The 24,229-nt window shown below is 70.5% G+C and carries 22 protein-coding genes and 1 pseudogene; 12 read left to right on the forward strand and 11 right to left on the reverse strand.

The genetic code is table 11. The annotated features are described in order from the left end of the window. Window positions 1-193: 193 nt before the first annotated feature. The 9 genes and pseudogenes from FSY98_RS08680 to FSY98_RS08720 form a co-directional block, all read right to left on the reverse strand. A complete protein-coding gene (locus FSY98_RS08680; RefSeq protein WP_144875787.1) occupies window positions 194-961 on the reverse strand; it encodes an ABC transporter permease in 768 nt (255 codons plus the stop codon). After that, window positions 958-1,758 (reverse strand): ABC transporter ATP-binding protein, encoded by an 801-nt coding sequence (locus FSY98_RS08685; protein WP_144875789.1) that lies wholly within the window; start codon window positions 1,756-1,758, stop codon window positions 958-960. Before FSY98_RS08685 ends, FSY98_RS08680 begins: the two co-directional genes overlap by 4 nt. Further along, entirely contained in the window at window positions 1,755-2,126 is a 372-nt protein-coding gene (locus FSY98_RS08690) for a DUF1048 domain-containing protein (RefSeq protein WP_144875791.1), read from the reverse strand. The genes FSY98_RS08685 and FSY98_RS08690 overlap by 4 nt, the downstream gene beginning before the upstream one ends. A 1-nt stretch (window position 2,127) precedes the next feature. Beyond that, complete coding sequence (locus tag FSY98_RS08695) at window positions 2,128-2,487, reverse strand: PadR family transcriptional regulator (protein WP_144875793.1); 360 nt, start codon at window positions 2,485-2,487, stop codon at window positions 2,128-2,130. A gap of 377 nt (window positions 2,488-2,864) precedes the next feature. Further along, a complete protein-coding gene (locus FSY98_RS08700; RefSeq protein WP_144875795.1) occupies window positions 2,865-3,569 on the reverse strand; it encodes an SGNH/GDSL hydrolase family protein in 705 nt (234 codons plus the stop codon). Between the two features lie 129 nt (window positions 3,570-3,698). Continuing rightward, a pseudogene (locus FSY98_RS08705) lies at window positions 3,699-4,700 on the reverse strand (magnesium and cobalt transport protein CorA). A 398-nt stretch (window positions 4,701-5,098) separates the two neighbouring features. Beyond that, window positions 5,099-6,118, reverse strand: a complete 1,020-nt coding sequence (locus FSY98_RS08710) for a Gfo/Idh/MocA family protein (protein ID WP_144875797.1) — start codon at window positions 6,116-6,118, stop codon at window positions 5,099-5,101. Continuing rightward, window positions 6,115-7,110 (reverse strand): Gfo/Idh/MocA family protein, encoded by a 996-nt coding sequence (locus tag FSY98_RS08715; RefSeq protein ID WP_144875799.1) that lies wholly within the window; start codon window positions 7,108-7,110, stop codon window positions 6,115-6,117. The genes FSY98_RS08710 and FSY98_RS08715 overlap by 4 nt, the downstream gene beginning before the upstream one ends. Next, a complete protein-coding gene (locus FSY98_RS08720; protein WP_144875801.1) occupies window positions 7,107-8,273 on the reverse strand; it encodes an ROK family transcriptional regulator in 1,167 nt (388 codons plus the stop codon). The genes FSY98_RS08715 and FSY98_RS08720 overlap by 4 nt, the downstream gene beginning before the upstream one ends. Before the next feature lie 186 nt (window positions 8,274-8,459). Between FSY98_RS08720 and FSY98_RS08725 the strand changes: the two genes are divergently transcribed. The 8 genes from FSY98_RS08725 to FSY98_RS08760 all read left to right on the forward strand — a co-directional run bounded on the left by FSY98_RS08725 (window position 8,460) and on the right by FSY98_RS08760 (window position 17,946). Further along, a complete protein-coding gene (locus FSY98_RS08725) occupies window positions 8,460-9,698 on the forward strand; it encodes an ABC transporter substrate-binding protein (RefSeq protein WP_144875803.1) in 1,239 nt (412 codons plus the stop codon). A 68-nt stretch (window positions 9,699-9,766) separates the two neighbouring features. Then, window positions 9,767-10,672, forward strand: coding sequence for a carbohydrate ABC transporter permease (locus FSY98_RS08730; RefSeq protein ID WP_144875804.1), 906 nt, complete (start codon window positions 9,767-9,769; stop codon window positions 10,670-10,672). Continuing rightward, window positions 10,669-11,583, forward strand: coding sequence for a carbohydrate ABC transporter permease (locus FSY98_RS08735; RefSeq protein WP_144875806.1), 915 nt, complete (start codon window positions 10,669-10,671; stop codon window positions 11,581-11,583). The genes FSY98_RS08730 and FSY98_RS08735 overlap by 4 nt, the downstream gene beginning before the upstream one ends. Window positions 11,584-11,636: 53 nt before the next feature. Beyond that, on the forward strand, window positions 11,637-12,671 hold the full coding sequence (locus tag FSY98_RS08740) for an NAD(P)-dependent oxidoreductase (protein WP_144875808.1): 1,035 nt from the start codon (window positions 11,637-11,639) through the stop codon (window positions 12,669-12,671). Beyond that, the gene (locus FSY98_RS08745) at window positions 12,671-13,756 is read left to right on the forward strand and encodes a dihydrodipicolinate synthase family protein (protein ID WP_186307591.1); all 1,086 of its coding nucleotides are present in this window, start codon (window positions 12,671-12,673) and stop codon (window positions 13,754-13,756) included. The genes FSY98_RS08740 and FSY98_RS08745 overlap by 1 nt, the downstream gene beginning before the upstream one ends. Beyond that, window positions 13,753-14,772: a hydroxyacid dehydrogenase gene (locus FSY98_RS08750; protein ID WP_144875810.1), complete on the forward strand. Its 1,020-nt coding sequence runs from the start codon at window positions 13,753-13,755 to the stop codon at window positions 14,770-14,772. Before FSY98_RS08745 ends, FSY98_RS08750 begins: the two co-directional genes overlap by 4 nt. After that, the gene (locus FSY98_RS08755) at window positions 14,769-15,707 is read left to right on the forward strand and encodes a Gfo/Idh/MocA family oxidoreductase (RefSeq protein WP_144875812.1); all 939 of its coding nucleotides are present in this window, start codon (window positions 14,769-14,771) and stop codon (window positions 15,705-15,707) included. The genes FSY98_RS08750 and FSY98_RS08755 overlap by 4 nt, the downstream gene beginning before the upstream one ends. 85 nt (window positions 15,708-15,792) lie before the next feature. Continuing rightward, complete coding sequence (locus FSY98_RS08760) at window positions 15,793-17,946, forward strand: peptidase C14 (protein ID WP_186307592.1); 2,154 nt, start codon at window positions 15,793-15,795, stop codon at window positions 17,944-17,946. Between the two features lie 202 nt (window positions 17,947-18,148). On the opposite strand, the gene FSY98_RS08765 is transcribed toward FSY98_RS08760, so the two are convergent. Continuing rightward, complete coding sequence (locus FSY98_RS08765) at window positions 18,149-18,997, reverse strand: SDR family NAD(P)-dependent oxidoreductase (protein WP_144875814.1); 849 nt, start codon at window positions 18,995-18,997, stop codon at window positions 18,149-18,151. Continuing rightward, window positions 18,994-19,641 carry a GntR family transcriptional regulator gene (locus FSY98_RS08770; protein ID WP_260857333.1) on the reverse strand — a complete coding sequence of 216 codons (648 nt, stop codon included), beginning with the start codon at window positions 19,639-19,641 and terminating at the stop codon, window positions 18,994-18,996. The genes FSY98_RS08765 and FSY98_RS08770 overlap by 4 nt, the downstream gene beginning before the upstream one ends. A 108-nt stretch (window positions 19,642-19,749) precedes the next feature. Between FSY98_RS08770 and FSY98_RS08775 the strand changes: the two genes are divergently transcribed. Genes FSY98_RS08775 through FSY98_RS08790 form a run of 4 tightly spaced genes read left to right on the forward strand, consistent with a single transcriptional unit; the run spans window position 19,750 to window position 24,000 of the window. Further along, complete coding sequence (locus FSY98_RS08775; RefSeq protein ID WP_186307593.1) at window positions 19,750-21,348, forward strand: hypothetical protein; 1,599 nt, start codon at window positions 19,750-19,752, stop codon at window positions 21,346-21,348. Continuing rightward, on the forward strand, window positions 21,345-22,106 hold the full coding sequence (locus tag FSY98_RS08780) for an SDR family NAD(P)-dependent oxidoreductase (protein ID WP_144875818.1): 762 nt from the start codon (window positions 21,345-21,347) through the stop codon (window positions 22,104-22,106). Before FSY98_RS08775 ends, FSY98_RS08780 begins: the two co-directional genes overlap by 4 nt. Beyond that, a complete protein-coding gene (locus FSY98_RS08785) occupies window positions 22,103-23,188 on the forward strand; it encodes an enolase C-terminal domain-like protein (protein ID WP_144875820.1) in 1,086 nt (361 codons plus the stop codon). The genes FSY98_RS08780 and FSY98_RS08785 overlap by 4 nt, the downstream gene beginning before the upstream one ends. Beyond that, window positions 23,185-24,000, forward strand: coding sequence for an SDR family NAD(P)-dependent oxidoreductase (locus tag FSY98_RS08790; protein ID WP_144875822.1), 816 nt, complete (start codon window positions 23,185-23,187; stop codon window positions 23,998-24,000). Before FSY98_RS08785 ends, FSY98_RS08790 begins: the two co-directional genes overlap by 4 nt. Window positions 24,001-24,229: the final 229 nt, after the last annotated feature.

A 24,229-nucleotide genomic window follows, 5' to 3' on the forward strand; every position in this document is an offset into this window, starting at 1 on the left:
CGGCATCCGCTCTGCTGAATCGCGGCGCGGCATCCTCTCCGCTGAGTTGGCACCTGCTGTCGCAATTCCTCAGGAATTCCGACACGAGGTGCCATATCGAAGGCGCGTGCGCGCAGCTCGGTTGGCACCTCCCGTCGCAATTCCTCAAGAATTCCGACACGAGGTGCCAGCCGAAGAGCGGGGCACGGCGAGGTCAAGAGATCTTCTTCCGGTAGGTCACGATCGCGAGCACGTACGCCACGACGAGGATGCCGATGCACCAGGCGAGTGCGACCCAGATGTCGTTCCCGACGGGCTGCTCGGCGAACAGCGCCTGGATCGTGTTCACGATCGACGTCACCGGCTGGTTCTCGGCGAACCAGCGAACGGGTCCCGGCATCGTGTCGGTGGGCACGAACGCGGAGCTGATGAACGGCAGGAAGATCAGCGGGTACGAGAACGCGCTCGCTCCGTCGACCGTCTTGGCGCTGAGCCCGGCGATGATCGCGAGCCACGTGAGAGCGAGGGTGAACAGCAGCAGGATGCCGATCGCTGCGAGCCACGCGAGCACGCCCGCCCCGGTGCGGAATCCCATCGCGAACCCGACCCCGAAGATGATCGCGAGCGTGATGGCGTTCGCGGTGAGCGACGTCAGCACGTGCGCCCACAGGACGCTCGACCGCGCGATCGGCATGGAGTGGAAGCGCTCGAAGATGCCGCTCTGCATGTCGGTGAACAGGCGGAACGCGGTGTAGGCGATGCCCGATGCGATCGCGATCAGCAGGATGCCGGGGAGCAGGTAGTTCACGTAGTTCTCGGAGCCGGTGCTCGTGCGGAGCGCCCCTCCGAAGACGTACACGAACAGCAGCATCAGCGCGATCGGGGTGACCGCCGTGGTGATGATGGTGTCGGGGCTGCGGAAGATGTGCCGCATCGAGCGGCCGGTGAGAGTCGCCGTGTCGGCGGCGAAGTGCGTGGTCATGCTGCCTTTCCTTTCGTCTCGTCTCGCTCTGCTCGCTCGGTCGAACCGGATGGTCCGATGAGGGTGAGGAAGATCTCCTCGAGGGTGGGCTGCTTCTCGACGTACTCGACCGTGGCCGGAGGCAGCAGGGCCTTGAGCTCGGCGAGCGTGCCGTTCGCGATGATGCGGCCCTCGTGCAGGATGCCGATGCGGTCGGCGAGGTGCTCGGCCTCGTCGAGGTACTGCGTCGTGAGCAGCACGGTCGTGCCGGAGTCGGCGAGCCGCTTCACGACCTCCCACACCTCGATGCGCGCCTCCGGGTCGAGACCGGTGGTCGGCTCGTCGAGGTAGATGACCTCGGGGTCGCCGACGAGGCTCATCGCGATGTCGAGGCGCCGCCGCATACCGCCGGAATAGGTGCCGACCTTGCGGCCTCCGGCATCCGTCAGGCGGAACGTGGCCAGCAGCTCGTCGGCGACCTCGGCCGGGCGCGGCAGGTGTCGGAGCTTCGCGACGAGGGCGAGGTTCTCGCGTCCGGTGAGGATCTCGTCGACGGCGGCGAACTGCCCGGTGAGGCTGATGGACTCGCGCACCCGCAGCGGGTCGGCGGCGACGTCGGATCCCAGGACGGTGGCGGTGCCGGCATCCGCTCGCAGCAGCGTGGACAGGATGCGCACCATCGTGGTCTTGCCGGCGCCGTTCGAGCCGAGGAGGGCGAAGATCGACCCCCGCTCGACGTCGAACGAGGCCCCGCGCAGCACGTGCAGGTCGCGGTAGGACTTCTCGATGCCGCGGACCGCGATGGCGGGTGCGGTCATGATCGACTCTCCTTCTTCTTGGCGTCGTCGACGGCCTCGACGAGACGCGCGCGTTCCTTGTCTACCCACTGCGATCCGCCGTACGCCTCGGCGTAGCTCTCGGCGTATTCGACGGGGTCATCGCCGACGATGTCTGCGATGGGGGTTCCGTCGACCGCTGCGCGTTCCCAGAGGTCGGCGAGGTCGAGGAAGATCCGCACGAGGGTGTCGCCATCGGTGATCCCGCCGTAGTACATCGTGTAGCGGTGCTGGGCGTTGGCGACGGTGCGGTAGGGCTCGGGCAGGGCGTCGATGCGCTTCTTCGCATCGCGGTACTGCTTCTTCTGCTCGAGCGATCCGGTGATGAATTCGAGCCACTTGGCGGCCATGTCAGTTCTCCTTGTCGGGGGTGGTCGTGCTGTTCGTGGTGGTGCTGTTCAGCTGGTCGATGCGTTGCGCGAGGAAGCGCCAGGTGGACCAGAACTCCTCGAGCTCCTGTCTGCCCGCGAGGTTGAGGGAGTACACCTTGCGGGGCGGCCCCTTCTCGCTCGGCACCTTCTCGACGTCGACGAGCTTCTTCTGCTCGACGCGCACGAGGAGCGCGTAGATCGTGCCCTCCGCGATGTCGGTGAACCCGTGATCGCGCAGTCGTGCGGTGATCTCGTATCCGTAGGCCGGCTGCTCGGCGAGCAGGGCCAGGACGATGCCCTCGAGAGTGCCCTTGAGCATCTCGGTCATCTGCTTGCCCATCGGCTGCCCCTTTCCATTGCGGTACTCAGTGATGCTGGGTACCGGTACAAAGTAACACTGAGTACCGGTACTTAGCAAGACTGAATACTGGACGATGTGGCGGAGTGATTCCGGTCGCACTTCGTGCCGTCGGGAGCGGCGAGCGGCGGTACGAACTGCGACGGGAGCGCGGAGCGACGCGCGTGGGCGGCATGAACTGCGACGGGAGCGGAGCGAGCGCGGGTGGGCGGTTCGAACTGCGACGGGAGCGCGGAGCGACCGCACGTGGGCGGCGTGGACTGCGACGGGAGCGCGGAGCGAAGTCGTCCTTGCGTCCGGAGGGCGGGCGCGACGGGTCGGCGGCGCGGCGTGCCGGCGGGGGCGCTGTGCGCTGCGCGTCAGGCGAGGCGCGCGGCGGCGACCTGCGCCTCGAGCAGCGGCAGCGTGCGCGATGCGGCGGGGCGGATGCGGAGGGCGGCGGCGAGCTCGAGGGCGAGGGCCGCGTGCCCTGCGGCGCCCGGGTGGAAGGGGTCGTTCATGAGGCCCCACGGCACCCCGCCGCCGCCGAGCTCGATGAAGCGCGCGTACTGATCGACGAGGATCACGCCGTCTTCGGTGGCGGCATCGCGCACGGCATCCGAGAACTCCGCGATCCGTTCGCGTCCGGGAGCGTTCGGGATGTCGATCGCCGGGGGCGTCTGCAGCACGGGGATCGCGTCGATCTCACGCACCCGCGCCACGAAATCGCCGAGCGATGCGCGGAATTCCGCGGCGTCGACGCGCGGGTTACCAGGCAGCGTGGACACGTCGTTGGTGCCGATCATGAGCGTCACGATGTGCGGCCGCCAAGACGAGACGCGGCGGTCGAAGTCTCCGAGGATGTCGGGCACCCGGTGCCCGCTGATCGCCGAGTTGACGACGATGTCGCGGGTGCGCTCCAGCTCACCGCGGATCAGTTCGTGCAGGTGCTCGGCGTAGCTGCGTCCGCCCTGCGTGTGCACGAGCCCGTGTGTGATCGAGTCGCCCGTGATCACCCAGTTGAGCGGTTGGGTGCCGGCGAGCAGCGCGGCGAGACGGGCGAGGTCGGATGCTGCGGAGGTCACGGTCCGACCCTACTAGCGAGTTCCAAGCGATACTCCGCCGCCGCCCGGGCGCCCGGGTGCGATGTTCAGGGGGACGCACGGGCGCCGCTCGGGGCGCCGCACAGGGGGATGGGCGGAGAGCAGGGCTCCTCAGAGCCAGCGCTTGTACTTGAACACGCCGTACAGCCCGACCGCGAAGGCCGCCATCGCGCCGATCGCCATCGGGTATCCGAAGGTCCACTGCAGTTCCGGCATCCCTTCGAAGTTCATGCCGTAGACGGTGCCGACGAGAGTCGGGGCGAAGATGATCGCCGCCTACGACGAGATCTTCTTGATCTCGTCGTTCTGCGCGAGCCCCGCCTCCGACTGGCGTCGGGCGACGAGCGCCGACTGCACGGTCAACGCGTTCTCGAGGATCGCCCGGAACGAGTCGACCTTCTCCTGCACGCGGATGACGTGGTCGAGAACGTCGCGCAGCGACCGCTGCAGCTCCTCGTCGATGCGGTACTTGTCGGAGCCTCGACGCAGCCACTGCAGCATCCCGGCCAGCGGGTGCACGGCGCGCTGGAAGCCGATGACCTCGCGCGAGAGCTCGTAGATGCGGCGGGAGAGGGCGTCGTCATCGCTGTCGCCGAACAGCTGGTCCTCGATCTCGTCGATGTCGTTCTCGAGTCCGGCGACGATCGGCTCGTACTCGTCGACGACCTCGTCGAGGATCGCGTAGAGCACGGCCTCCGGTCCCATCGCGAGCAGCTCGGGGTTGGCCTCCATGCGCCGACGCACGGCTGCGAGGTTCGGGGACTCGGCGTGCCGGATGGTGACGACGAAGTCGGGTCCGATGAAGAGGTGCAGCTCGCCGAACTCGATCGACTCCTCCTTGTCGCGGTACCGGGCGGGCCGCAGCACCGCGAACAGGGTGTCGCCGTAGCGCTCGACCTTCGAACGCTGGTGCCCCGAGAGTGCATCCTCGACCGCGAGCGGGTGCAGGTCGAACTCTCGGGCGACCGACTCGACCTCCTGCGGGCTCGGGCGGTAGAGCCCGATCCAGGCGATGCCGCCGAGCGCGCCGAGGGTGCGCGATGTGTCGTCGAGGTGGTGCAGGGTCTCCACGCGACGTCCGTGGACGTACACGCCGTTGTCGATGAGCGCCATGATGCGGCTCCGTTCTCGCAGGCGCGCGTCGCGGCAGGCGACGCGCAGTTCAGTCGGGGGCTGGATGACGCCGCCGACGCTGCGGAAGGACGTGCGCGAACGCGGAGCGGATGCTCAACGCGAGAGCGCAGGGAGTCGCGACGCAGCGGTGGCGGCGTCGTAACTATCACCGGACATCGCCATCACCGCCTTTCGGACTCCTCGGGGGTCGGACGCGAGCGCGTCCGGCGAGCCATGTTACTCCCCTCGGCTCGAAGACGTTCACGCGCCTCTCTTGCGCCGAGACCCCGGGTTGGTGCCGAGACCCCGGGTTGGTGCCGAGACCCCGGGATGCGGACGTCCACAGTGCGGGGTCTCGGCGACAACGCGGGGTCTCGGGAGGCCGGGCCGGGGCGCGATCAGTCCAGCGTCACGACCTGCCCGCCGGAGGCGGCGGAGGCCTGTGCTGCCTTCACGATCTCGACGGTGCGGATGCCGACGCCGGCGTCGGGCTGCGGTTGCCGCCCCTCGCGCACGGCGGCGACGAACTCGTCGAGCAGCAGGGCGTCGAGATCGGCGCCGACCGGCGTCCAGGTCTCACCGCTCGCGTCGTGCCCCGCGACGCCCTTCGCAAACGGGCTCACCGTCACCGTGCCGCGCTCCGCGACGACCTGCAGCGTCAGCCCGCCCCACGTCGCAGAGTTCATCGGCCAGCTCCACGAGCAGTCGATCGTCGCGATGACGCCGCCGGGGTAGCCGATCGTGACGAGCCCGCCGGTCTCCACCGCGAGGTCGCGCTGCGCGTGCAGGATGCCGTTCGACACCGCCCTGACCGACATCGCGCGCTCGCCGAGCAGTTCGTCGAGGAGGTCGGCGCAGTGCACGACGTGGTCGACGAGGGCGCCGCCGCCGGCGAGTTCGGGGTCGGTGAACCAGGCGCGGTCGCCCGGCAGTCTGCCGTTGTTCACCCCGGTGACGGAGAGGATGCGGCCCAGACGCCCTGCTCGCAGCTCGGCGAGGGCGTCGCGCACGACGGGGGAGAACCGCACGGGGTATGCGACCATGAGGATCACTCCCGCCTCGTCGCACGCCCGCTGCATCGCGATCGCGTCGTCGACGGTCGTGGCGAGCGGCTTCTCGCACAGCACGTGCGCGCCGGCGCGAGCCGCCCGTTCGACGAGGTCGCGGTGCCGCGAGTTCTCGGCCGCGATCACGACGGCATCCGGCTTCCAGGCGAACGCGGCGTCGTAGCCGTCGACGTACGCGACGCCGAGGTCGGCGGCGAGCTCGGGTCCGCGCGGGGCGTCATCCGGGGCGGAGTGGCCGTCGGGGTCGGTCGCGATGAGCTCGACCCCCGGCATGGCCTTCAGGGCGTGCACGTAGCTGAGCGCGTGCGTGTGGGCGAACGACAGCACGGCGATGCGCAGCGGAGGGGTCATCGGGCGACCCCCACCTCGGCGAGGGCGACCGGCGTGCCGGACGCGATCGACGCCATGGCGGCTTCAGCAACGGCCACCGCGTGGATGCCGTCGGCCGGATCGACCCGCGCATCCCGGCGCTCGTGGATCGCGGCGACGAAGTCGGCGATCTCGGCGTAGTACGAACTCTCCTGCGGCGACATCGGCGGAAGGTAGTCGGTCGCGGCGTCGTCGAGCACGGCATCCGTGCGCTGCGTGCGGTCTTCGGCGCTGTCGTACCGGAGCCGCCCTTCGGATCCGGCGACCTCGACGCTCGTGCGGAACGGCATGCCCGGGAGCCCCCAGCTCGCGTGCACGTGACTGATCACCCCGCTGCGGTGCGTGAGCACGACGTGGGATGACACGGGCACCGGCACGCGGTCGTCGACCGTCGGAGGGTTCTGCACCGCGTAGACGGAGTCGACGGGGCCGGCGAACCACAGCGCCTGATCGAGGTCGTGGATCATGAGGTCGCGGATGACGCCCCCGCCCGCTCGCTCCGAGAAGAACCAGGGCGACTGCGGCGCGGAGCCGGTGCGGCTGAACCGCTGCACGGCGATCTCGCCGATGCGGCCGGCGGCGACGGCATCCTTGATCGCGGCGTACTCGGCCATGTACCGCACCACGTGGGCGGGGAAGAGTCGCACGCCTGCCTGCGCGGCGGCGGTCGCGACCTCGGCGGCGGCCTTGGCGGTCGCTGCGAGCGGCTTCTCGCAGATCACGTCGCGCCCGCGGGCGATCGCGCGCAGGGCGAAGTCGGCGTGCGTGCTGCTGGGGGTGACGATGTCGATGAGGTCGACCAGTTCGATCAGCGCGTCGACGTCGTCGACGACCTCGAAGCCGTACTCGGCGGCGATCTCCTCCGCCCCGTCGAGCGAGGTCACGTATCCGTGGGCGCCGAGGGCCCGCCAGGCGTCGGCGTGCACGCGCGAGATCCCTCCTGCACCGATGAGTCCGACCGTCAGCGTGCTCACTGCTTCTCCTCTGCGGGGTGGGTCGCCGACTCGAGGGTCAGCGGGGTGATGGGCGGCACCGGCATGTCGTCGATGCCGTAGATGCCGGTGGCGTGGCGGCGGAACGCGTGCACGACGGCGCCGTGCGCGGCGGCCTCGGCGCCCAGTCGCGCCTCGGCGATCGGCACCTGGAACGGGAGCCCGAGGTGGCCGGGTAGGGCGGCGCGGAGCGGGTCGAGCAGCTGTTCGTGCGCGGCGGAGAGCCCGCCGCCGATCACGATCATCGCCGGGTCGACCGTCATGACGAGGGTGGCGATGCCGTGGGCGAGCTCGTCGATGAAGGCGTCGAGCTCCTGCTGAGCGTCGGTGTCGCCCGAGCGGGCGAGCGCGAACACGTCGGCCGCCGAGTCGGCGGTGCGCCAGGTGATCTGACCGGTCTCGGTGTTGAGCCCGCGGAACGCGAGGCGCCCGATGTCGCCGGCGGCGTTGTGGATGCCGCGGCGCGGTCGTCCGCCGAGGATGAGCCCCATCGAGATGCGGTTGCCGACCGACAGATAGACGACGTCGTCGACGAGCTGCGCGACGCCGAGGTGGTGCTCGGCGAGCGCGGCGAGGCGCACCCCGTTGTCGACCGAGACGGGGCATCCGAAGGTCTGGTGCAGCTGCGCCCCGATGTCGACGCCCGACCACTCGGGGATGACGACCGACATCACCACGCGGCCGGCGTCGTCGACGAGTCCCGGCAGCGAGACGCCGATCGCACGCACCCGCGACGCGGGGACCGACGCGGCCGCGAGCGTCTGTCGGACGTCGTCGACCACGGCCGCGAGCTTGGCCGCGCCGTCGTTCTGGGTCGCCACCCCGGGGAAGCTCCGTTGCGCGACGACGTGACCGGCGAGGTTGGCGAGGATGACGCGCACGCTGGCGTCGCCGATGTCGATGCCGACGACCGTGCCGGCCGCCGCATGGAAGGAGTAGTGGCGTGCGGGCCGTCCTGCCCCTGACGACGGTGCGACGGATCCTTCGACGATCAGTCCCGAGTCGCTGAGGGCGGCGACGGCGTTCTCGACGGAGGTGCGCGAGACCTCGAGCGACCGCGCGATCTCGTTCACGGTGGCGGCGCCCGCGTCACGCAGGTGCTGCGCCGACCGGGCGACGATCGACAGCTGGCTCGGCACGACCATGTGCGTCCTCCTTCTCGCCGTCGCGGCGTGCGATCAAAATAGCACACCGCATTCTCAAATGAAGCTCGAGCGTTTTCCTCCCGGAAACACGCTTGTAACAACAGCTTGCGAAGTTGTACTTGACTAATTATCCCAACCCGATGTCATAATAAACCGTACTCAGCACGGTATGAGCAAAGGAGCACCATGCGCGTCAGCAAGTTCACCGGCGTCGCCGCAGGCATCGCGGCCGCCACCCTGTTGGCCGGATGTTCGTCCGGCGGAGCCCCCACCGCGGAGGGCGAGCAGGACATCACCGTCTGGCTGTACCCGGTCATCGCCGACGAGGCGGCCCACAAGGAGTTCTGGGACTCCACCATCGCCGACTTCGAAGAGGAGAACGAGGGGATCGATGTCTCGTACGAGATCTTCCCGTGGGCGAACCGCGACGAGGCGCTGCAGACGGCCATCGCCGCCGGCAAGGGCCCGGACGTCGTCTACCTGATCCCGGACCAGCTCGCGGCGTACCAGAAGTCGATCGCACCTCTCAACGACCTGCTCAGCGAGCAGCGTCAGGACGACCTGCTGCCGAACGTCAAGGACTCCGTCACGATCGGCGGAGACATCCTCGGCGCCCCCATCCTCACCAGCGCGCAGCCTCTCATCTGCAACGCCGCCGCGTTCGAGGCGGCCGGTGTCACCGAGTACCCCGAGTCATGGGACGACATCGTCGACATCGCGCCGAAGTTCACGGCCGCCGACATGTACGTGCTGAACTACCCGGCCTCGGCCGAGAACACCCTCAACCTGACCTTCTACCCGTTGCTGTGGCAGGCCGGCGGCGGCGTCTTCTCCGATGACGGCGAGGTCGGGTTCGACAGCAAGGCGGGCGAGGAGGCACTGACCTTCATCACCGACCTGGCCGAGGCCGGCGCGCTCGACCCCGAGGCGCTCACCACGAACGTGCCGCTCGAGCAGACCGCGATCGCCCAGGGCAAGGTCGCCTGCACCTGGAACAACGGCGTGACCGAGGTCGCACCGTTCTGGGGCGAGGAGAACGTCAAGGTTCTCGCGCCGCTCACCGACGAGGAGTCGGTGGCGTACGGCACGGTCGGCTCCCTCTCGGTGCTCAAGGGTTCGAAGGCGCAGGATGCCGCGGCGAAGTTCGCCGAGTACGCGACGAGCGCCGACGTCGTGGAGCCGTACCTCACGGCCGCCGGCTACTTCTCGGCACTCGGCACCACGGAGCCGCTGTACGCCGACGACCCGCTGCTCGGCGAAGTCGAGAAGTACGTGCCCGACACGACGGTGGGTGAGCTGAACGCCAGCTCGCGTGCGCTCATGGGCGTGCTCGCTCCCGAGATCCAGGCGGCACTGCTCGGCCAGAAGTCGCCGGCCGATGCGCTGAAGGATGCCGCGACCGCGGCGGCGCCGCTGATCAAGTAGCCACCACGGGGGTGCGCTGCGACCGCCGCGCACCCCCGTCCCCTTCCATCACGACGTGAGGTCTCCTGATGACGACGGCAACCATGGCGAAGCGACCGCCCGGTCGGGTGGCGCGCGTGCTCGCCCGGCGCGAGGCGCGCATCGCGTTCCTCTTCGTGCTTCCCGCCTTCCTGCTCTTCATCGCGTTCCGGTTCGGCCCGAGCATCGCCGGAGTGGCGCTGAGCTTCTTCGACTACGACATCTCGGGCGAAGTCGCGTGGCGCGGTCTCGACCACTTCCAGCGTCTCGTCGCCGACCCGCTCTTCTGGCGGGCCATGGGCACGACCCTCATCTACACGGTGTTCGCGGTGCCGATCTCGCTCGCCCTGTCGACCATCATGGCGCTCGGTGTGCGCCGCGCGTTCCGCGGTGCCCGGTTCTTCCGCTCCATCTTCTTCCTGCCGGTCATCACCTCGCTCGTGCTCGCCGGCAGCATCTTCGTCTGGATCTTCTCGAGCAACGGCCCCTGGTCGCAGCTGATGGCGCCACTGGGGCTCGGGGGCTCCTGGCTCGGGAGCACCGTGCTCGTCATCCCCGCCATCGTCGTCGTCGGTGTCTGGTCGCGGTTCGGCTACGGCATGATGATCGTCATCGCCGCCCTGCAGGACGTGCCTCGCGAGCTCGAAGAGGCCGCGCTCGTCGACGGCGCGAACGCGTGGAACCGCTTCCGCTACATCGTGTTCCCGTACCTGCGTCCCACCTTCTTCTTCCTCGCGGTGATCGAGACGACCGCGGCCTTCCAGGTCTTCGACGTCATCTACGTGATGACGCAGGGCGGCCCCGCGAACGCCAGCTACTCGCTCGTCTACCTGCTCTACGACCAGGGCTTCCGCTACTTCGACTACGGCTACGCCGCCGCGGTCGGTGTGGCCCTGTTCGTCATGACCCTCGCGGTCGCCCTCATCCAGCGCCTCGTGATCGGAAAGCAGAAATGACCGCCCTGATCCAGCCGCCCACGCAGACGCCCGTGTCGGCGCCCCCGAAGAGGCCGGCCGCGCCGCGGCGACACCGCTCGTTCCGTGCGCTCGAACCGACCCGCATGGGAGTGGTCGTGCGCTGGGTGTGGCTGAGCATCGCCGGCGTCCTCAGCTTCTTCCCGTTCTACGCGATGGTCGTGCTGAGCCTGAAGCCGGGCCTGGTCGTCGAACTCCCCGGCTCCCTGCTGCCGTGGAAGGACATCTCCTTCGCGTCCTACGAGCAGGTACTCGGCGGACAGAACATCCTCGGCTGGCTGTGGAACACGGTGGTCTACTCGCTCGTGTCGGTGGTGGCCGTGCTGTTCCTCTCGGCGATGGCGGGATACGCGTTCGCCAAGAAGCGCTTCCGCGGCAAGGAGGTGATGTTCTGGTCGTTCCTCGCGATGGTGATGGTGCCGTTCCACGTCACGCTCATCCCGACCTTCATCCTCATGGCCAACCTCGGCGGCATCGACACCTACTGGGGACTCATCCTGCCGACGCTCGCGAACGCGCAGGCCGTGTTTCTCATGCGCCAGTTCATCCAGGGACTGCCCGACGAACTCTTCGAAGCCGCCCGCATCGACGGCGCGAGCGAGTTCCGCATCTTCCTGCGCATCGTGCTGCCGCTGTGCAAGCCGATCCTCGCCACCCTCGGCATCTTCGTCTTCCTGTGGCACTGGAACGACTTCCTGTGGCCGCTCATCATCGCGAAGTCCAACTCGATGTTCACGCTCACCGTCGGCATCTCGTCTCTGCAGCAGCAGAACGTGCCGCTGAGCACCATGCTCGCCGGATCCGTCGTCGCGCTGCTGCCCATCTTCCTCGCCTACCTCATCGCTCAGAGGTACGTGCAGGAGGGCGTCACCGGCACGGGCATCAAGGGCTGACGGTCGGCACGGGCTGACGGACATCACCGGCTGAGAAGAAAGGGAATCACCACGTGACTCAGCACGCATTCACCTCGGAGGCCGCGCTCGAGGAGGTCCTCTCGACACCCTCCGACGCCCTGGTCGCCGACCTGGCCCAGGGGGCGGGAGACCTCGTCATCCTCGGCGCGGGCGGCAAGATGGGCCCGACCCTCGCGATGCTCGCCCGCCGCGGCATGGACGCCGCGGGGCGGGAGCAGGATGCCGTCTACGCGGTGTCGCGCTTCGGCGACGCCGAGATCCGCGCGCGCCTCGAGAGCGCCGGAGTCAGGGTCGTGCCGTTCGACCTCATCGAGAACGACGACTTCCGCAGCCTGCCCGACGCACCGAACGTCGTGTTCATGGTGGGGGCCAAGTTCGGGGCGGCGACCAATGCGTCGTGGGCGTGGGAGGTCAACGCGGCCCTGCCCGACCGGGTCGCCCGCCGCTACCGCGACAGCGCCATCTCGGTGCTCTCGACCGGCAACGTGTACCCGTTCGTCCCCGCCGCGTCCGGCGGCGCCTCCGAACAGCTCGCGCCCGCGCCGATCGGCGAGTACGCGCAGTCGTGCCTCGGTCGCGAGCGCGTCTTCGAGTTCGGGGCGCAGGAACGAGGCACCCGCGTGGCGATCATCCGCCTCAACTACGCGATCGACCTTCGCTACGGCGTGCTCGCCGACATCGGCAGCGCTGTGCACGCCGGTCAGCCCGTGTCGCTCGCGACCGCGAACGTCAACGTGGTGTGGCAGGGCTACGCGAACGAGGTCGTGCTGCGCAGCCTCGGACACGCCTCGACCGATCCGTTCACGATCAACCTCACCGGCCCTGAGCTGTTGAGCGTCGAGTCGATCGCCCGACGCTTCGGCGAGCTGTTCGACCGCGAGGTGACGCTCGTCGACGAGCCGCAGCCGACCGCGCTGCTCAGCGACGCCCGCCGCTGCATGGCGCTGTTCGGCTACCCGACGGTCGCCGCCGAGACGCTGATCGGTCTGCAGGCCGAGTGGATCACCGCGGGACTCCCGATGATCGCCAAGCCCACGAAGTGGGCCGTGCGGGACGGGAAGTTCTGATGCGCGGGTACGCTCCGCACACGTCGACCGTGCCGGTGCTCCGCCCGGAGGCCGCGGCGACCCTCGCGCACGGGGCGGTGATCCCGGCGCATCCGCTCGCCCTGACCGCCGACCGCACGCTCGACGAGCGCCGTCAGCGCGCGCTCACCCGCTACTACCTCGACGCCGGAGCGGGCGGCCTCGCGATCGGCGTGCACACGACCCAGTTCGAGATCCGCGAGCCCGAGCACGCACTCTTCGAGCCGGTCCTCGCGCTCGCCGCGGAGGAGATGGACGCCAGGGCCGACGCCTCGGTCGTGCGCATCGCCGGGGTCACGGGCGACACGGGGCAGGCCGTGGCGGAGGCCGAGCTCGCCCGGTCGCTCGGCTACGACGCGGTGCTGGTGAGCCCGCGGGTCGCCGGTGCCGACGACCAGACGCTGCTCGATCGGGCGCGCGCGGTCGGCGAGGTGCTGCCCATCGTCGGCTTCTACCTGCAGACGGCCATCGGCGGTCCGGTGCTCGACCGCGATTTCTGGCGCGAGTTCGCGGCGATCCCCTCGGTCGTCGCGGTCAAGGCCGCGCCGTTCGACCGGTACCGCACGCTGGAGCTGGTGCGCGGCGTCGCGGCATCCGGTCGGGCGGACGAGATCGCCCTGTACACGGGCAACGACGACGCGATCGTCGCCGACCTGCTCTCGGAGTTCCACGTCGAGTCGCCCGCCGGACCCCGCGCGCTGCGGTTCGTCGGAGGGCTGCTCGGTCAGTGGGCCGTGGGAACGAAGGCGGCGGTCGACCTGCTCGCCCGGGCGAGGACGGCGATGGACGGAGACGCTCTCGCCTATCGCGAGCTCGGGCTGCTGGCGTCCGACATGGTCGACGTGAATCAGGCGGTGTTCGATCCGGGCAACGACTTCCACGGCGTGATCGCCGGCGTGCACGAGCTGCTGCGCCAGCAGGGTCTGCTCGAGGGGACGTGGTGCCTGGATCCCGCCGAGGGGCTGTCGCCCGGGCAGGCCGACGAGATCCGCCGCGTGCGCCTGGCCTATCCCGACCTCAATGACGACGCCTTCATCGCCGAGAATCTGGAGGCCTGGCTGGCATGAGCACCGCACCGGTCGTCGTCGCCGCCGTGCCGGCACCGCTCTTCGCCGAGCTCTTCTCGCACGACGACGAGCAGCGCCTGCATGCGGCGGCGCACGCGCTCGGCGGAGCCTTCGCGCGGGTCGACCGTCTCGACGAGATGGGCACCGACGACCTGCGGCTCGACGCCGTCCGCGTGGTGCTGACCAGCTGGGGTGCGCCGCCCTTCGACGACGCCCTGCTCGCCCGGCTTCCACGGCTGCAGCTCGTCGCGCACATCGGCGCATCCGTGAAGGGGTTCGCGACGGAGGCGCTCTTCGACCGCGGCGTGGTCGTGACGCAGGCCGGTGCGGCGATGGCTCGACCGGTGGCCGAGGTGTCGCTGGCATTCACGCTCGCGCTGCTGCACCGCATCCCGAGCATGCACAACGCGCTGCGCGACTCGGTCGGATGGGACGATGCCGGAGCCGCCGGACCGCAGCACGAGATCCTCGGCGCCCCGATCGCCGTCATCGGCGCCTCGCGCACCGGACGCGCGTACCTCGAGCTCGTGCGGCTGCTCGGGGCCGAACCCCTGCTCGTGGATCCGACCCTCGACGCCGCGCAGGCCGCCGCCCTCGGGGCAGAGCTGGTGCCGCTCGACGAGGCGCTGCGCCGAGCCCGCATCGTCGCCGTGCACGCGCCCACCCTGCCCGAGACCCATCACCTGATCGGCCGCCGCGAGCTGGCGCTCATGCCCGACGGTGCCGGACTCGTCAACACCGCCCGATCCTGGCTGGTCGACGAGACGGCCTTGCTCGACGAGGTGCGCAGCGGCCGCCTGAGCGCGGCGATCGACGTGTTCGACGAAGAGCCGCTGCCGGCCGACAGCCCGTTCCGCGGCCTGCCGCACGTGCTGCTCACCCCGCATCGAGCGGCCGGCACGGTCGAGGGGCGGTTGCGCCAGGGTCGCATCGTCGCTGACGAGGTCACCGCGTTCGCCGAGGGGCGCCCCCTGGTCGAGACCGTCGACCGCGAGCAGCTGGCGTCGATGGCATGACGACCCGGCCGCAGCGTGTCGCCTTCGCAGGGCTCGCGCACTCCCACCCCGACGCCGACGCGCGCAACATCCGTGCGCTCGGCGGCGAGGTCGTGGGGGTGTTCGACGGCGACCAGGCCGCGGCGGCGGCGTTCGCGCGGCGGCACGGCACGGCATCCCTCGGCTCACCAGCCGACCTGCTCGCGCTCCGCCCGGATCTCGTGATCGCCACGCCGCGGACGCACGAGGCGGCGGCGCTGGTCCGCGCGCTGCGCGACGGCGTGACCCCGGTCTTCGTGAACAAGGTGGTGGCGGCCACGCCCGCGCAACTCGACGACTGGTCGGATGCCGCGGACCCCGCGCTCGTCGGCACGAGCTCCGTGCTGCGCTTCGCCCCCGCGCTCGCCGCGCTCCGCACCGAGGTCGAACAAGACGATGTCCTCGCGGTGCGGGTGCGGGCGCAGCACGATGCGGCGGGCTTCCGTACGGTCGAGCGCAGCTGGCAGGACGCCCCGGACCTCGGTGGCGGAATCCTCGCGACGGTGGGCGTGCACGCCTGGGAGATGGTCGACGTGGTGCTGCCCGGCGGGCGGCTGTCGACGGGCACCGGCTGGACGCGCCGTGCCGCCGGATCGCCGCACTCCGAGGATGCCGCCGGTCTCGACGCCCGCGTCGTCGTCGCAGGGCGCGCTGTACCGGTGCAGGTCTCGGTGTCGGGTGTGCCCGGACCCGACGCCTATGCGATCGACGTCGTCACGACGGGCGGACTCCGCTCGTGCGTGCTCGACGTCGACGACCCGAATACGGCCCTCGGCTTCGAGGGACTGATCCGCGCCCTGCTGGACGCGAGTGCCGATGGATGCGTCGTCGCCCCCTGGCGGTCGGCGCAGGTCGTCGTCGAGAACACCGTGCGTGCCGCGCAGATCGCGCGCGCCGGAGGCGGCGACCAGTGGTGACGCAGGAGAAGTACCGGATGCCGCGTGTCGACCGCTCGGTCGCACGCCCGACAGCGGCGCCGCCGCCGCACGAAGGGACGACAGCATGACGATCACGAACGAGGAGACGACCGAGACGGCCGCGTTCCGCAGCCGACGGATGCTGCTCGCCGGCTTCGGCGCGGCGGCGCTGGGCGGCGTCGCGGCGGTCGCGAGCCACGCGCCGGCGCAGGCGGCCGGGCCGGTGGCGCCGCTCAGCGCCGCGACATCGAAGGCCGTCGGCACTGCCGGCATCGCCGCCGACCTCGCCGGACTCAAGGGGAAGGACGGCGACCTCGTGCGGACCGCCGGGTACGCGACGCCGGGCGATGGCGGGCACGGGCTCTACCGCTTCGTGAAGAAGGACGCACCGGCGGTGAACGGCGGCACCGTTCTGGCCGCCAAGAAGGAGGGCGCGTGGCTGCTGGTGCACTCCGGCGTCGTGGACTTCCGGCAGTTCGGACTGTTCGACGCCTCGGCGCCCGCCGACGACGCGCTCGACGCAATGGTCGGGGACCCGTCGATCCACCGCATCGAGGCGCACACCGACCTGAACTTCGTGCGACGGCACCGCTTCACCCGCTCGAATCTGGCATTCGACTTCGGCAACAACCTCATGACCACGGTCGGCATCGAGAACGCCCCGAAGGACGACCCGTTCGCCGCCGTCATGTTCTTCCGCGGCGAGGTGACGGACTCGGTGCAGGAGGCGAAGCTGAACGAGAACGTGCCGGACCTGGCCGACATCTTCCCGGTCGCCGACTCATCGTTCTTCGCCGTGGGCAGCTGGTACGCCGCCGAGGTGAACGGACTGGCCGGTCGGTGGGAGCGCGAGCTGCAGCGGCTCGTACAGGTGACTCAGATCGTCGACGGCACGCACATCCGCGTCAACTACAAGAACGGCTGGCCGCTCGGCAAGGATCGCACGATCACCTGGCGGCTCGTGAAGCCCGTGCACGACGTGACGGTGTCGAACCTGCGCTTCCTCGGCGGCGGAGCCGACGAGTACACCGGCTCGCACCCGCTCGCATTCGAGTACGCGGTGCGCTGCGACGTCGACCACATCGACGGCACCGCGACGTTCTGGCCGCTCATCCAACGCCGCTGGAACACGTACTTCACCACCGAGAGCTGCAACCTCGCCAACCCCACCTCGGTCACCTGGGGAGGAGCGGGGTACCTGACCCAGCAGATCTACTGCCTCTACGGCTACGTCGCGAACTGCCACACCTCGAACGCGCGCCACCTCAACGACTTCACTGCCAGCGCGTACTGCCTCGTCGAGAACTGCCACGGCGACGGCGACGATCAGGGCCCCTTCGTCACGCACGGTCAGTACGAGCACGACCTCACCTACACGGGCAACTCGGGTCTGATGACGTTCGCGAACTCCGGGGCGGCGTGGGGGTCGGCTGCGAAGCGCATCACCGTGCGCAAGCACATCTGCTCGTGGTTCGTCGCCCGGGTGCGCATCACCGACCTCACCCTGGAGGACGTGCAGGTGATCGGCAAGCCGTCGCTCGCGGGCTCGGGGATGCTGTGGATCAACGCCGACGGGGCGCAGCTGCGCGGCTGCACGGCATCCGACACCCTCATCATCACGCAGCAGTCCGACGCGTCGGCGCGGCCGAACGTGATCGCGGACTCGCACTTCACCTTCGTCGCCCCCGGTGAACTCACGAGCGTCGCGGTAACCACCCCCGTGACCTTCGTCGACACCGTGCTGAGCGGCGTCGGCGGCATGAAGATCACCGGACCGGGCGCCGTGACGTTCCGGGGGTCGACGCTCACCGCGGCCGATGACGCGACGCCGATCGTCTCGGCATCCGAGCGGCTGCGATTCGAGGGATCGACGCTGCGCAACGCGCGCATCGCGGCCGCCCGCACCGAGCGTCAGGCGGTCGAGATCGCCGGATCCGACGTCTCGCTGAACGGCGGCACCGGGCTGACGCGCACCGGCAACGGGCCCCTGCACCTGACCGTGAGCGACAGCACGCTGCGCGCCGAGGGGGCGGCGACGCACGTCTCGCTGAAGACCGGGGTCACGCACTACCGCGCGGTCGGCAACCGCTTCGAGGGCGGGGCGATCGAACTCGCCGACGGCGCCTTCGGCTCCGAGTCCACGCTCCTGCACACCGGCAACGTCGAGTCAGGCGTCACCCGCGCGGCGTTCCCCGCCGAGGGCGACCGCGTGGTCGACACCGCGAACCTCGCGGTCTGAGCATCCTGGTCGTCCCATGCTGCGCAGGAGATCTCGCGTCACGTCCCCCGCAGGCCGACGCCCCTGCTCGTTGCCGACGCCCCTCCTGGCTGACGCGAATCAGCAGGGGCGTCGGAGCGGAGCAGGGGCGTCGGCGGCGGCGAGGGCGGTCAGCGACGAGAGTTCTCCGTCGCGGCGCGGGGAGCGCGGAGGGCGTGCGAGGTCAGGATGCCGGGATGCCGACGAGCTCGGCGCTCTTCTGCCACAGCGCTTCGGCGAGGGCAGGGTCGTCGACCTGCGGATTGACGCGGTTGGAGAGGGTGCGCTCGTCGTAGTAGGCGCCCGAGAACCAGGTCTCGTCCGGTGTGCCCTCGATGAACCATCGCAGAATGCTGCCGCCCTCCTCGACTCCGGTGAGGAGGAAGCGGCCGAGCACGCTGCGGTACACGATGCGCATCAGGCTCGACGAGTCGGCGGCGAAATTCGTCCGCACGGTACCGGGGTGGAAGGCGACCGCACTGAGACCGTCGGCGTGGAAGCGCGTGTGCAGGGTCTTCGCGAAGAGGACGTTCGCGAGCTTGGCGTCGCCGTAGGCCTTGTTCGCGCTGAAGCGCCGCTCGTTGTCGAGGTCGTCGACGTCGAGGTCGCCGAACAGGCGGTGCCCGACGCTCGACGTGTTGATGACGGCCCCTCGGCTGCGAAGCAGGCGGGGGAGCAGCAGGTTCGTCAGCAGGAACGGCGCGAGGTGATTGACCTGGATGGTCTTCTCGTGGCCGTCGACCGTCGGCGTGCGATCGCCGAAGATGCCCCCGGCGTTGTTCGCGAGCACGTCGATGCCGTCGACGCCGAGCAGGTCGTCGATCCGCGAGGCCAGCGTGCGCACCTCGTCGAAGACCGCGAAATCGGCGGTCAGGGACTCGGCGCCGATCTCATCGGCGACGGCGCGCGTCTTCTCGGGCGATCGGCCCACGAGCAGCAGGCGGTGCCCCGAGCCGGCGAGCTGCCGCGCGGCTGCTGCACCGATCCCGTCGGAGGCGCCGGTGATCACGATGGTCTTCTTCTCGGGTGTCATGCGGGCGTCTCCGTCGGGGTGATGCGCTGGGCTGCGCGGGTGACGTGCTCGGCGATCACCGAGCGGGCGATCTCGGGGTCGCCGCCGGCGATGGCATCCACGATCTGCTGGTGGCTGCGGACGTGCGCCTCCTGCTCGGTCGGGTCGAGCGCGGCGTTCGCGGCGTGCAGGAATCCGGCGATGCGGCCGCGCAGGTGCGAGGTGACCTCGTCGAGGAAGCGGTGGTCGGCGAGGTCCGACAACGTCTCGTGGAACAGGCGGTCCTGCCTCAGCAGCTCGTCGATGTCGCCCTCGCGCACCTCCGCCATCGCCTCGACGACCGCGCCGAGGCGCTCGGCCGACTCCTCGTCCCACCGCTCCTGCACGCGGATGGCCATGAACTGCTCGAGCACGATCCGCAGGCTCGAGATCTCATCCAGGTCGCGGGCGGTGAGCGCGGCGACGCGGGCTCCGCGGCGGGGTTCGTGGACGACGAGGCGCTCCTGCGTGAGCCGCGTGAGCGCTTCGCGCACCGGGATGTGGCTCACGCCGAGACGCTCCGCCAGCTTCCGCTCGACGAGCCTCTCGCCCGGAGCGAGCTCGCCCGAGTGGATCGCGGAGCGCAGCTCGTCGGCCACCTGCTCGGCGATGTTCTGGTCAGACACGGTGCGCACTCGTCTTCCCTCCTCGACGCGCGTCGCCCGCAGCGGATGCCGGAGCGCTCCGCTCGATGCTATGGCATTCCGTTTCGCCGCACACCCGAAGGGCCTCGCATGACCCCCGCCTCGATCGCCATCGGTGATCGCATCCGCATCCCCCGCACGACGGCGCTCGTCGGGGTGGCCCGGCGCGACGTGACGCCGCCCGTCGGCATCCGCGCCAAGAACTGGGGACCCGCCGACTGGGAGCGCTCGGAGGGCGCTCACCGGCCGTTCGAGCTGACGGCCCTCGCGATCACGGGCGGCGATGGGAGGGCGCGCGTGCTCCTCGCCGTCGACGGCACGTGGTGGCGGCGGGTGGCCGACGAGATCGGGGTGCGGGGGGCGATCCTCGACGGACTCGGCCTCGACGTCGACCAGTTGATGCTGTCGCTCTCGCACACGCACGCCGGCGTGGTGCTGTGCGCGGCCGACGCGCACCTCGATGGTGGCGAGCTGATCCCCGGATACCTGGAGACCCTCGCGCAGCAGGGCATCGCGGCCGGGCGGGAAGCGCTCGATTCCGCCCGACACGGCCTGATCGAGTGGACGACCGGGCGCTGCGATCTCGCCGCCGACCGCGAGCTCGACATCGCCGGTCGGGCCCTCGTGGGCTGGAACCCCGGAATCGCCGCCGACGACACCGTGACCATCGGGCGCGTGAGCGTCGACGGAGCGGTGCGCGCGACGGTCGTCAACTACGCGTGCCACCCCACCACCCTCGCCTGGCAGAACCGCGAGGTGTCTCCCGACTACGTCGGCGCGATGCGCGAGATCGTCGAGGGGGCGACCGGGGCGCCGTGCCTGTTCGTACAGGGGGCGTCGGGCGAGCTCGCGCCGCGTGAGCAGTACACGGGCGATGTCGCGGTGGCCGATCGACACGGGCGATCCCTTGGCCACGCGGTGCTCTCCGCCCTCGACGCGCTGCCGCTGCCCGGCGACGAGCTGACCCTCGACGGGGTCGTCGAATCCGGGGCGCCGCTGGCGATCTGGGCGGGGCGTGCCGGAGTCGGCGGGGTGGATGCCGCCGGTTCGACGACGACGGTCGACCTGCCGCTCCGCGACCTGCCCACCCTCGACGAGCTCGCCGAGGAGTGGAAGGACATCGATCCGCGCTCGCGGGAGGAACGGCTCGGCCGCGCCCGGAACCTGCGCGAGGGGTACATCGACGGGCCGACGGTCGCACATCCGGTGTGGGCATGGCGTCTCGGCGATGCCGTGATCGTCGGACACCCCGGCGAGGCGTACTCACGGCTGCAGACGACGCTGCGCGGGCGGTTCCCCGGCATCCCGATCGTGGTGATGAACCTCACGAACGGCCCCGGTTTCGTCTACCTGCCGACGCGAGAGGCGTACGAGCGCGGCGCGTATCAGGCCTGGCAGACGCCCCTCGCTCCCGGAGCCCTCGAACTGCTCGAGGAGCACGCGTGCGCGGTCGTCGAGGCCCTCCTCGCTCCTGCGTCTCCCCTCGCTCCTGCGTCCCCCCTCGCTCCCGCGTCCCCCCTCGCTCCCGCGTCCCCCAGTGCGCCGAAGCCCACCACCCCCGTCAAGACCCACCACGAACGACGTTCCGGACGGTGGGTCTCGACGCGCGTGATGGGTCTCGACGAAGAATCCGCGCCATCCGCGACATCCGCTCCGCCCGCCCCCGCCCCGACCAGAGGAGAGAAATGACAGACCGCACCCCCGTCGCCATCGTCACGGGAGGATCCGCCGGCATCGGCTGGGAGATCGGCCGCCGCCTCGTCGCGGACGGCTACCGCGTCGTCGCCGCCGACCGGGTGCCCGGCCTCACGGCATCCGATGTCGACCCGGACGTGCTCTGGCGAGAGCTCGACGTCACCGACCACGACGCGACCGACCGTGTCTTCGGAGAGATCGAGGCGGAGCTGGGGCCGATCGAGGTGCTGGTCAACAACGCCGGCATCCAGCGTCACCGGGCGATCGAAGACCTCTCCTGGGGCGAGTGGTCGGCGGTCGTCGACGTGAATCTGCACGGGGTGTTCTCGGCGCTGCAGGCTGCCGGACGGCGGATGCTGTCGCGCGGCGCCGGGCGGATCGTGAACATCTCGTCGATCTCCTCCCGCGGCTCCGCCGGTCGTGCGCCGTACGCGACGACGAAGGCCGCGGTGATCGGCCTGACCTCGACCGCTGGTGCGGAGTGGGCGGCGCGCGGGGTGAGGGTCAACGCGATCGCGCCCGGCTATGTCGACACGGGGGTGTTCCGTCAGGGGGTCGAGCAGGGCACGCTGAGTCTCGACACGATCCTGTCGCGCATCCCGGCGCGCCGGCTGGCCGAGGCGAGCGAGATCGCGGATGCCGTGAGCTTCCTCGTGTCGGACCAGTCGCGCTATATGAACGGCCAGACGCTCTACGTCGACGGTGGGTTCATGGTCGACTACGGCGTCCCCCTCGCGAAGAGGCCGGCATGACGACGATCGCACGCGTCGACACGGCGACGGCGGTGCTGCCGCTGCCCGCCCCGCTGCGCCTCGGTGCCATGACGGTGACTCGCCGCGAGTACAGCGCTGTGCGGGTGACCGACGCCGACGGCGTCACGGGTGTCGCGTACTGCCTCTCGCGCGAGGCGCCGATGGCCGAGATCGTCGATCGTCTCGTCGCTCCGCATGCGATCGGAGCGGATGCCGACGATCCGGCCGCCGCCTGGGACCGGATGCTGCGCGGCAGCGCGATCGTCGGTCGAGTCGGCCTCGTGCGCCGCGCCATCGGCCTCGTCGACATCGCGCTGTGGGACATCGCCGCACGCCGGGCGGGGGTGCCGCTGTGGAACCTGCTCGGCACGGGCGACGCGCCCCGACGCGCGATGCTCGTCGCCGCGTATCCCTCGCCGGCACGCACGCCGCGCGAGGTCGCCGACGAGGTGCTCGGTCAGGCGGCCGGATGGGCGCAAGCGAAGATCTCGCGCATTCCCGATCCGGCATACATGCGGCAGCTGCTTACGATCCTTGACGCTGAGCTGCCCCCTGAGACGGGCCTCGTGGTCGACGCGGGCTTCGGTTGGCGCGACGCCGACGAGGCGCTCGCTGAGATCGCGCAGTGGGGGTCGCCCCAGCTCGCCTGGCTCGAAGACCCGCTTTTGCCGGAGGACGCGGCCGGGTGCGCCCGCATCCGCACCGGGAGCGGCCTGCCGGTGTCGGTGGGCGACGAGGTCACCGACCCCGCCGTGCTGCGCGCCCTCGTCGAACAGGGCGGGGTCGACGTGCTGCGCCTCGACGTGGTCGCGATCGGCGGCGTCACCCCCGCACGGGAGGTCGTCGCGTGGGCGGCGGAGCGCGGCATCCGTGTCTCGGGCCACGTGTATCCCGAGGTCACCGCCCACCTCGGGATCGAGGTGGAGACCTTCGCGCGCGGAGTGAATCCGTACGACCCCGCGCCGAGCTTCGTGACGGGCGGGCCGACTTTCGCGGGCGACGTCCGTCCCGCCAGCGAGCAGGGGCTCGGCTTCGGACTCGACCCCGCCGTCTTCGACTTCGACCGGGAGGACCGTCCATGACATCGGCACCGAGGAGCGCGGTCGTCACGGGCAGCGGCAAGGGCATCGGCCGAGCGATCGCGGAGCGCCTCACCGCCGACGGATGGACGGTCGTGGGTCTGGAGCGGTCGACCGGGTCGGGCACCGTCGAGCAGGGCATCGTCGCCGAGGTCGTGATCGGGGATGCCGCGGACCGCAGCGCCCACGAGCGAGCCGCAGACGCGGCCCTGGCCTACGCGCCGCTGCGCGGCTGGGTCAACAATGCGGGCATCACCCGGCGCACACCGCTGCACGAACTCGATGAGCGGGCGGTGCGCGAGATCCTCGACATCAACGGTCTCGGGTATCTGTGGGGATGCTCGGCGGCGATCTCGTCGTTCCTCGACCAGGGCGTCGCGGGTGCGATCGTCAATATCGGTTCGATCCACGGCCGGTCGAGCTTCGTGGATCACGCGGCGTACGAGTTCACGAAGGGTGGCATCGACGCGCTCAGCCGCAGCGTCGCGGTGACGTATGGCGGACTCGGCATACGCGCGAACACGGTCGCCCCCGGGGGCGTGCGCACTCCGCATCTCGACGCGCAGATCGCCGCATCAGCCGACCCCGTCGCTGCGGAGCGCGCTCTCGCGGAGGGGCCGCCGATGGGGCGCATCGCCCGGGCCGAGGAGGTCGCGGCGGTCGCGGCGTTCCTGCTCTCCGACGAGGCGCCGTACCTGTCGGGGCAGTCGATCGCGGTCGACGGTGCGTGGACGGCATCCTTCGGCGAGGTCGGCGTCGACCCGGCGCTCCGCGCCCGCTTCGACGGCCGGGAGCGGCATCCCTCCGACCCTTGAGTCGGCACCTGACACCGCATTCCCCGGCCGACTTGGCACCGTCTGCCGCAATTCCGCGTGACTTCCCGCGGGAGGTGCCAACTCAGTCGCATCAGTCGCGACCGCCCGACCCCACTGCGACGGCACAACGCCTCCCCGCCCCGGTCAGTTGGCACCTCGTGCCGAAATCCCTGGCGAATTCCCGCGGGCGGTGCCAACTGAGGCGGGACGCCCCGCGTCGACGGCCGGG

Source organism: Microbacterium sp. 1.5R, assembly GCF_007667425.1.
Lineage (GTDB): Bacteria > Actinomycetota > Actinomycetes > Actinomycetales > Microbacteriaceae > Microbacterium.

Coding starts and splice junctions, on each gene's coding strand:
- FSY98_RS08780 (WP_144875818.1), top strand. CDS start 21,345: ATGACAGACCGCACCCCCGTCGCCATCGTCACGGGAGGATCCGCCGGC.
- FSY98_RS08760 (WP_186307592.1), top strand. CDS start 15,793: ATGACGATCACGAACGAGGAGACGACCGAGACGGCCGCGTTCCGCAGC.
- FSY98_RS08685 (WP_144875789.1), bottom strand. CDS start 1,758: ATGACCGCACCCGCCATCGCGGTCCGCGGCATCGAGAAGTCCTACCGC.
- FSY98_RS08750 (WP_144875810.1), top strand. CDS start 13,753: ATGAGCACCGCACCGGTCGTCGTCGCCGCCGTGCCGGCACCGCTCTTC.
- FSY98_RS08695 (WP_144875793.1), bottom strand. CDS start 2,487: ATGGGCAAGCAGATGACCGAGATGCTCAAGGGCACTCTCGAGGGCATC.
- FSY98_RS08680 (WP_144875787.1), bottom strand. CDS start 961: ATGACCACGCACTTCGCCGCCGACACGGCGACTCTCACCGGCCGCTCG.
- FSY98_RS08790 (WP_144875822.1), top strand. CDS start 23,185: ATGACATCGGCACCGAGGAGCGCGGTCGTCACGGGCAGCGGCAAGGGC.
- FSY98_RS08755 (WP_144875812.1), top strand. CDS start 14,769: ATGACGACCCGGCCGCAGCGTGTCGCCTTCGCAGGGCTCGCGCACTCC.
- FSY98_RS08775 (WP_186307593.1), top strand. CDS start 19,750: ATGACCCCCGCCTCGATCGCCATCGGTGATCGCATCCGCATCCCCCGC.
- FSY98_RS08730 (WP_144875804.1), top strand. CDS start 9,767: ATGACGACGGCAACCATGGCGAAGCGACCGCCCGGTCGGGTGGCGCGC.
- FSY98_RS08720 (WP_144875801.1), bottom strand. CDS start 8,273: ATGGTCGTGCCGAGCCAGCTGTCGATCGTCGCCCGGTCGGCGCAGCAC.
- FSY98_RS08690 (WP_144875791.1), bottom strand. CDS start 2,126: ATGGCCGCCAAGTGGCTCGAATTCATCACCGGATCGCTCGAGCAGAAG.
- FSY98_RS08785 (WP_144875820.1), top strand. CDS start 22,103: ATGACGACGATCGCACGCGTCGACACGGCGACGGCGGTGCTGCCGCTG.
- FSY98_RS08725 (WP_144875803.1), top strand. CDS start 8,460: ATGCGCGTCAGCAAGTTCACCGGCGTCGCCGCAGGCATCGCGGCCGCC.
- FSY98_RS08710 (WP_144875797.1), bottom strand. CDS start 6,118: ATGACCCCTCCGCTGCGCATCGCCGTGCTGTCGTTCGCCCACACGCAC.
- FSY98_RS08735 (WP_144875806.1), top strand. CDS start 10,669: ATGACCGCCCTGATCCAGCCGCCCACGCAGACGCCCGTGTCGGCGCCC.
- FSY98_RS08765 (WP_144875814.1), bottom strand. CDS start 18,997: ATGACACCCGAGAAGAAGACCATCGTGATCACCGGCGCCTCCGACGGG.
- FSY98_RS08745 (WP_186307591.1), top strand. CDS start 12,671: ATGCGCGGGTACGCTCCGCACACGTCGACCGTGCCGGTGCTCCGCCCG.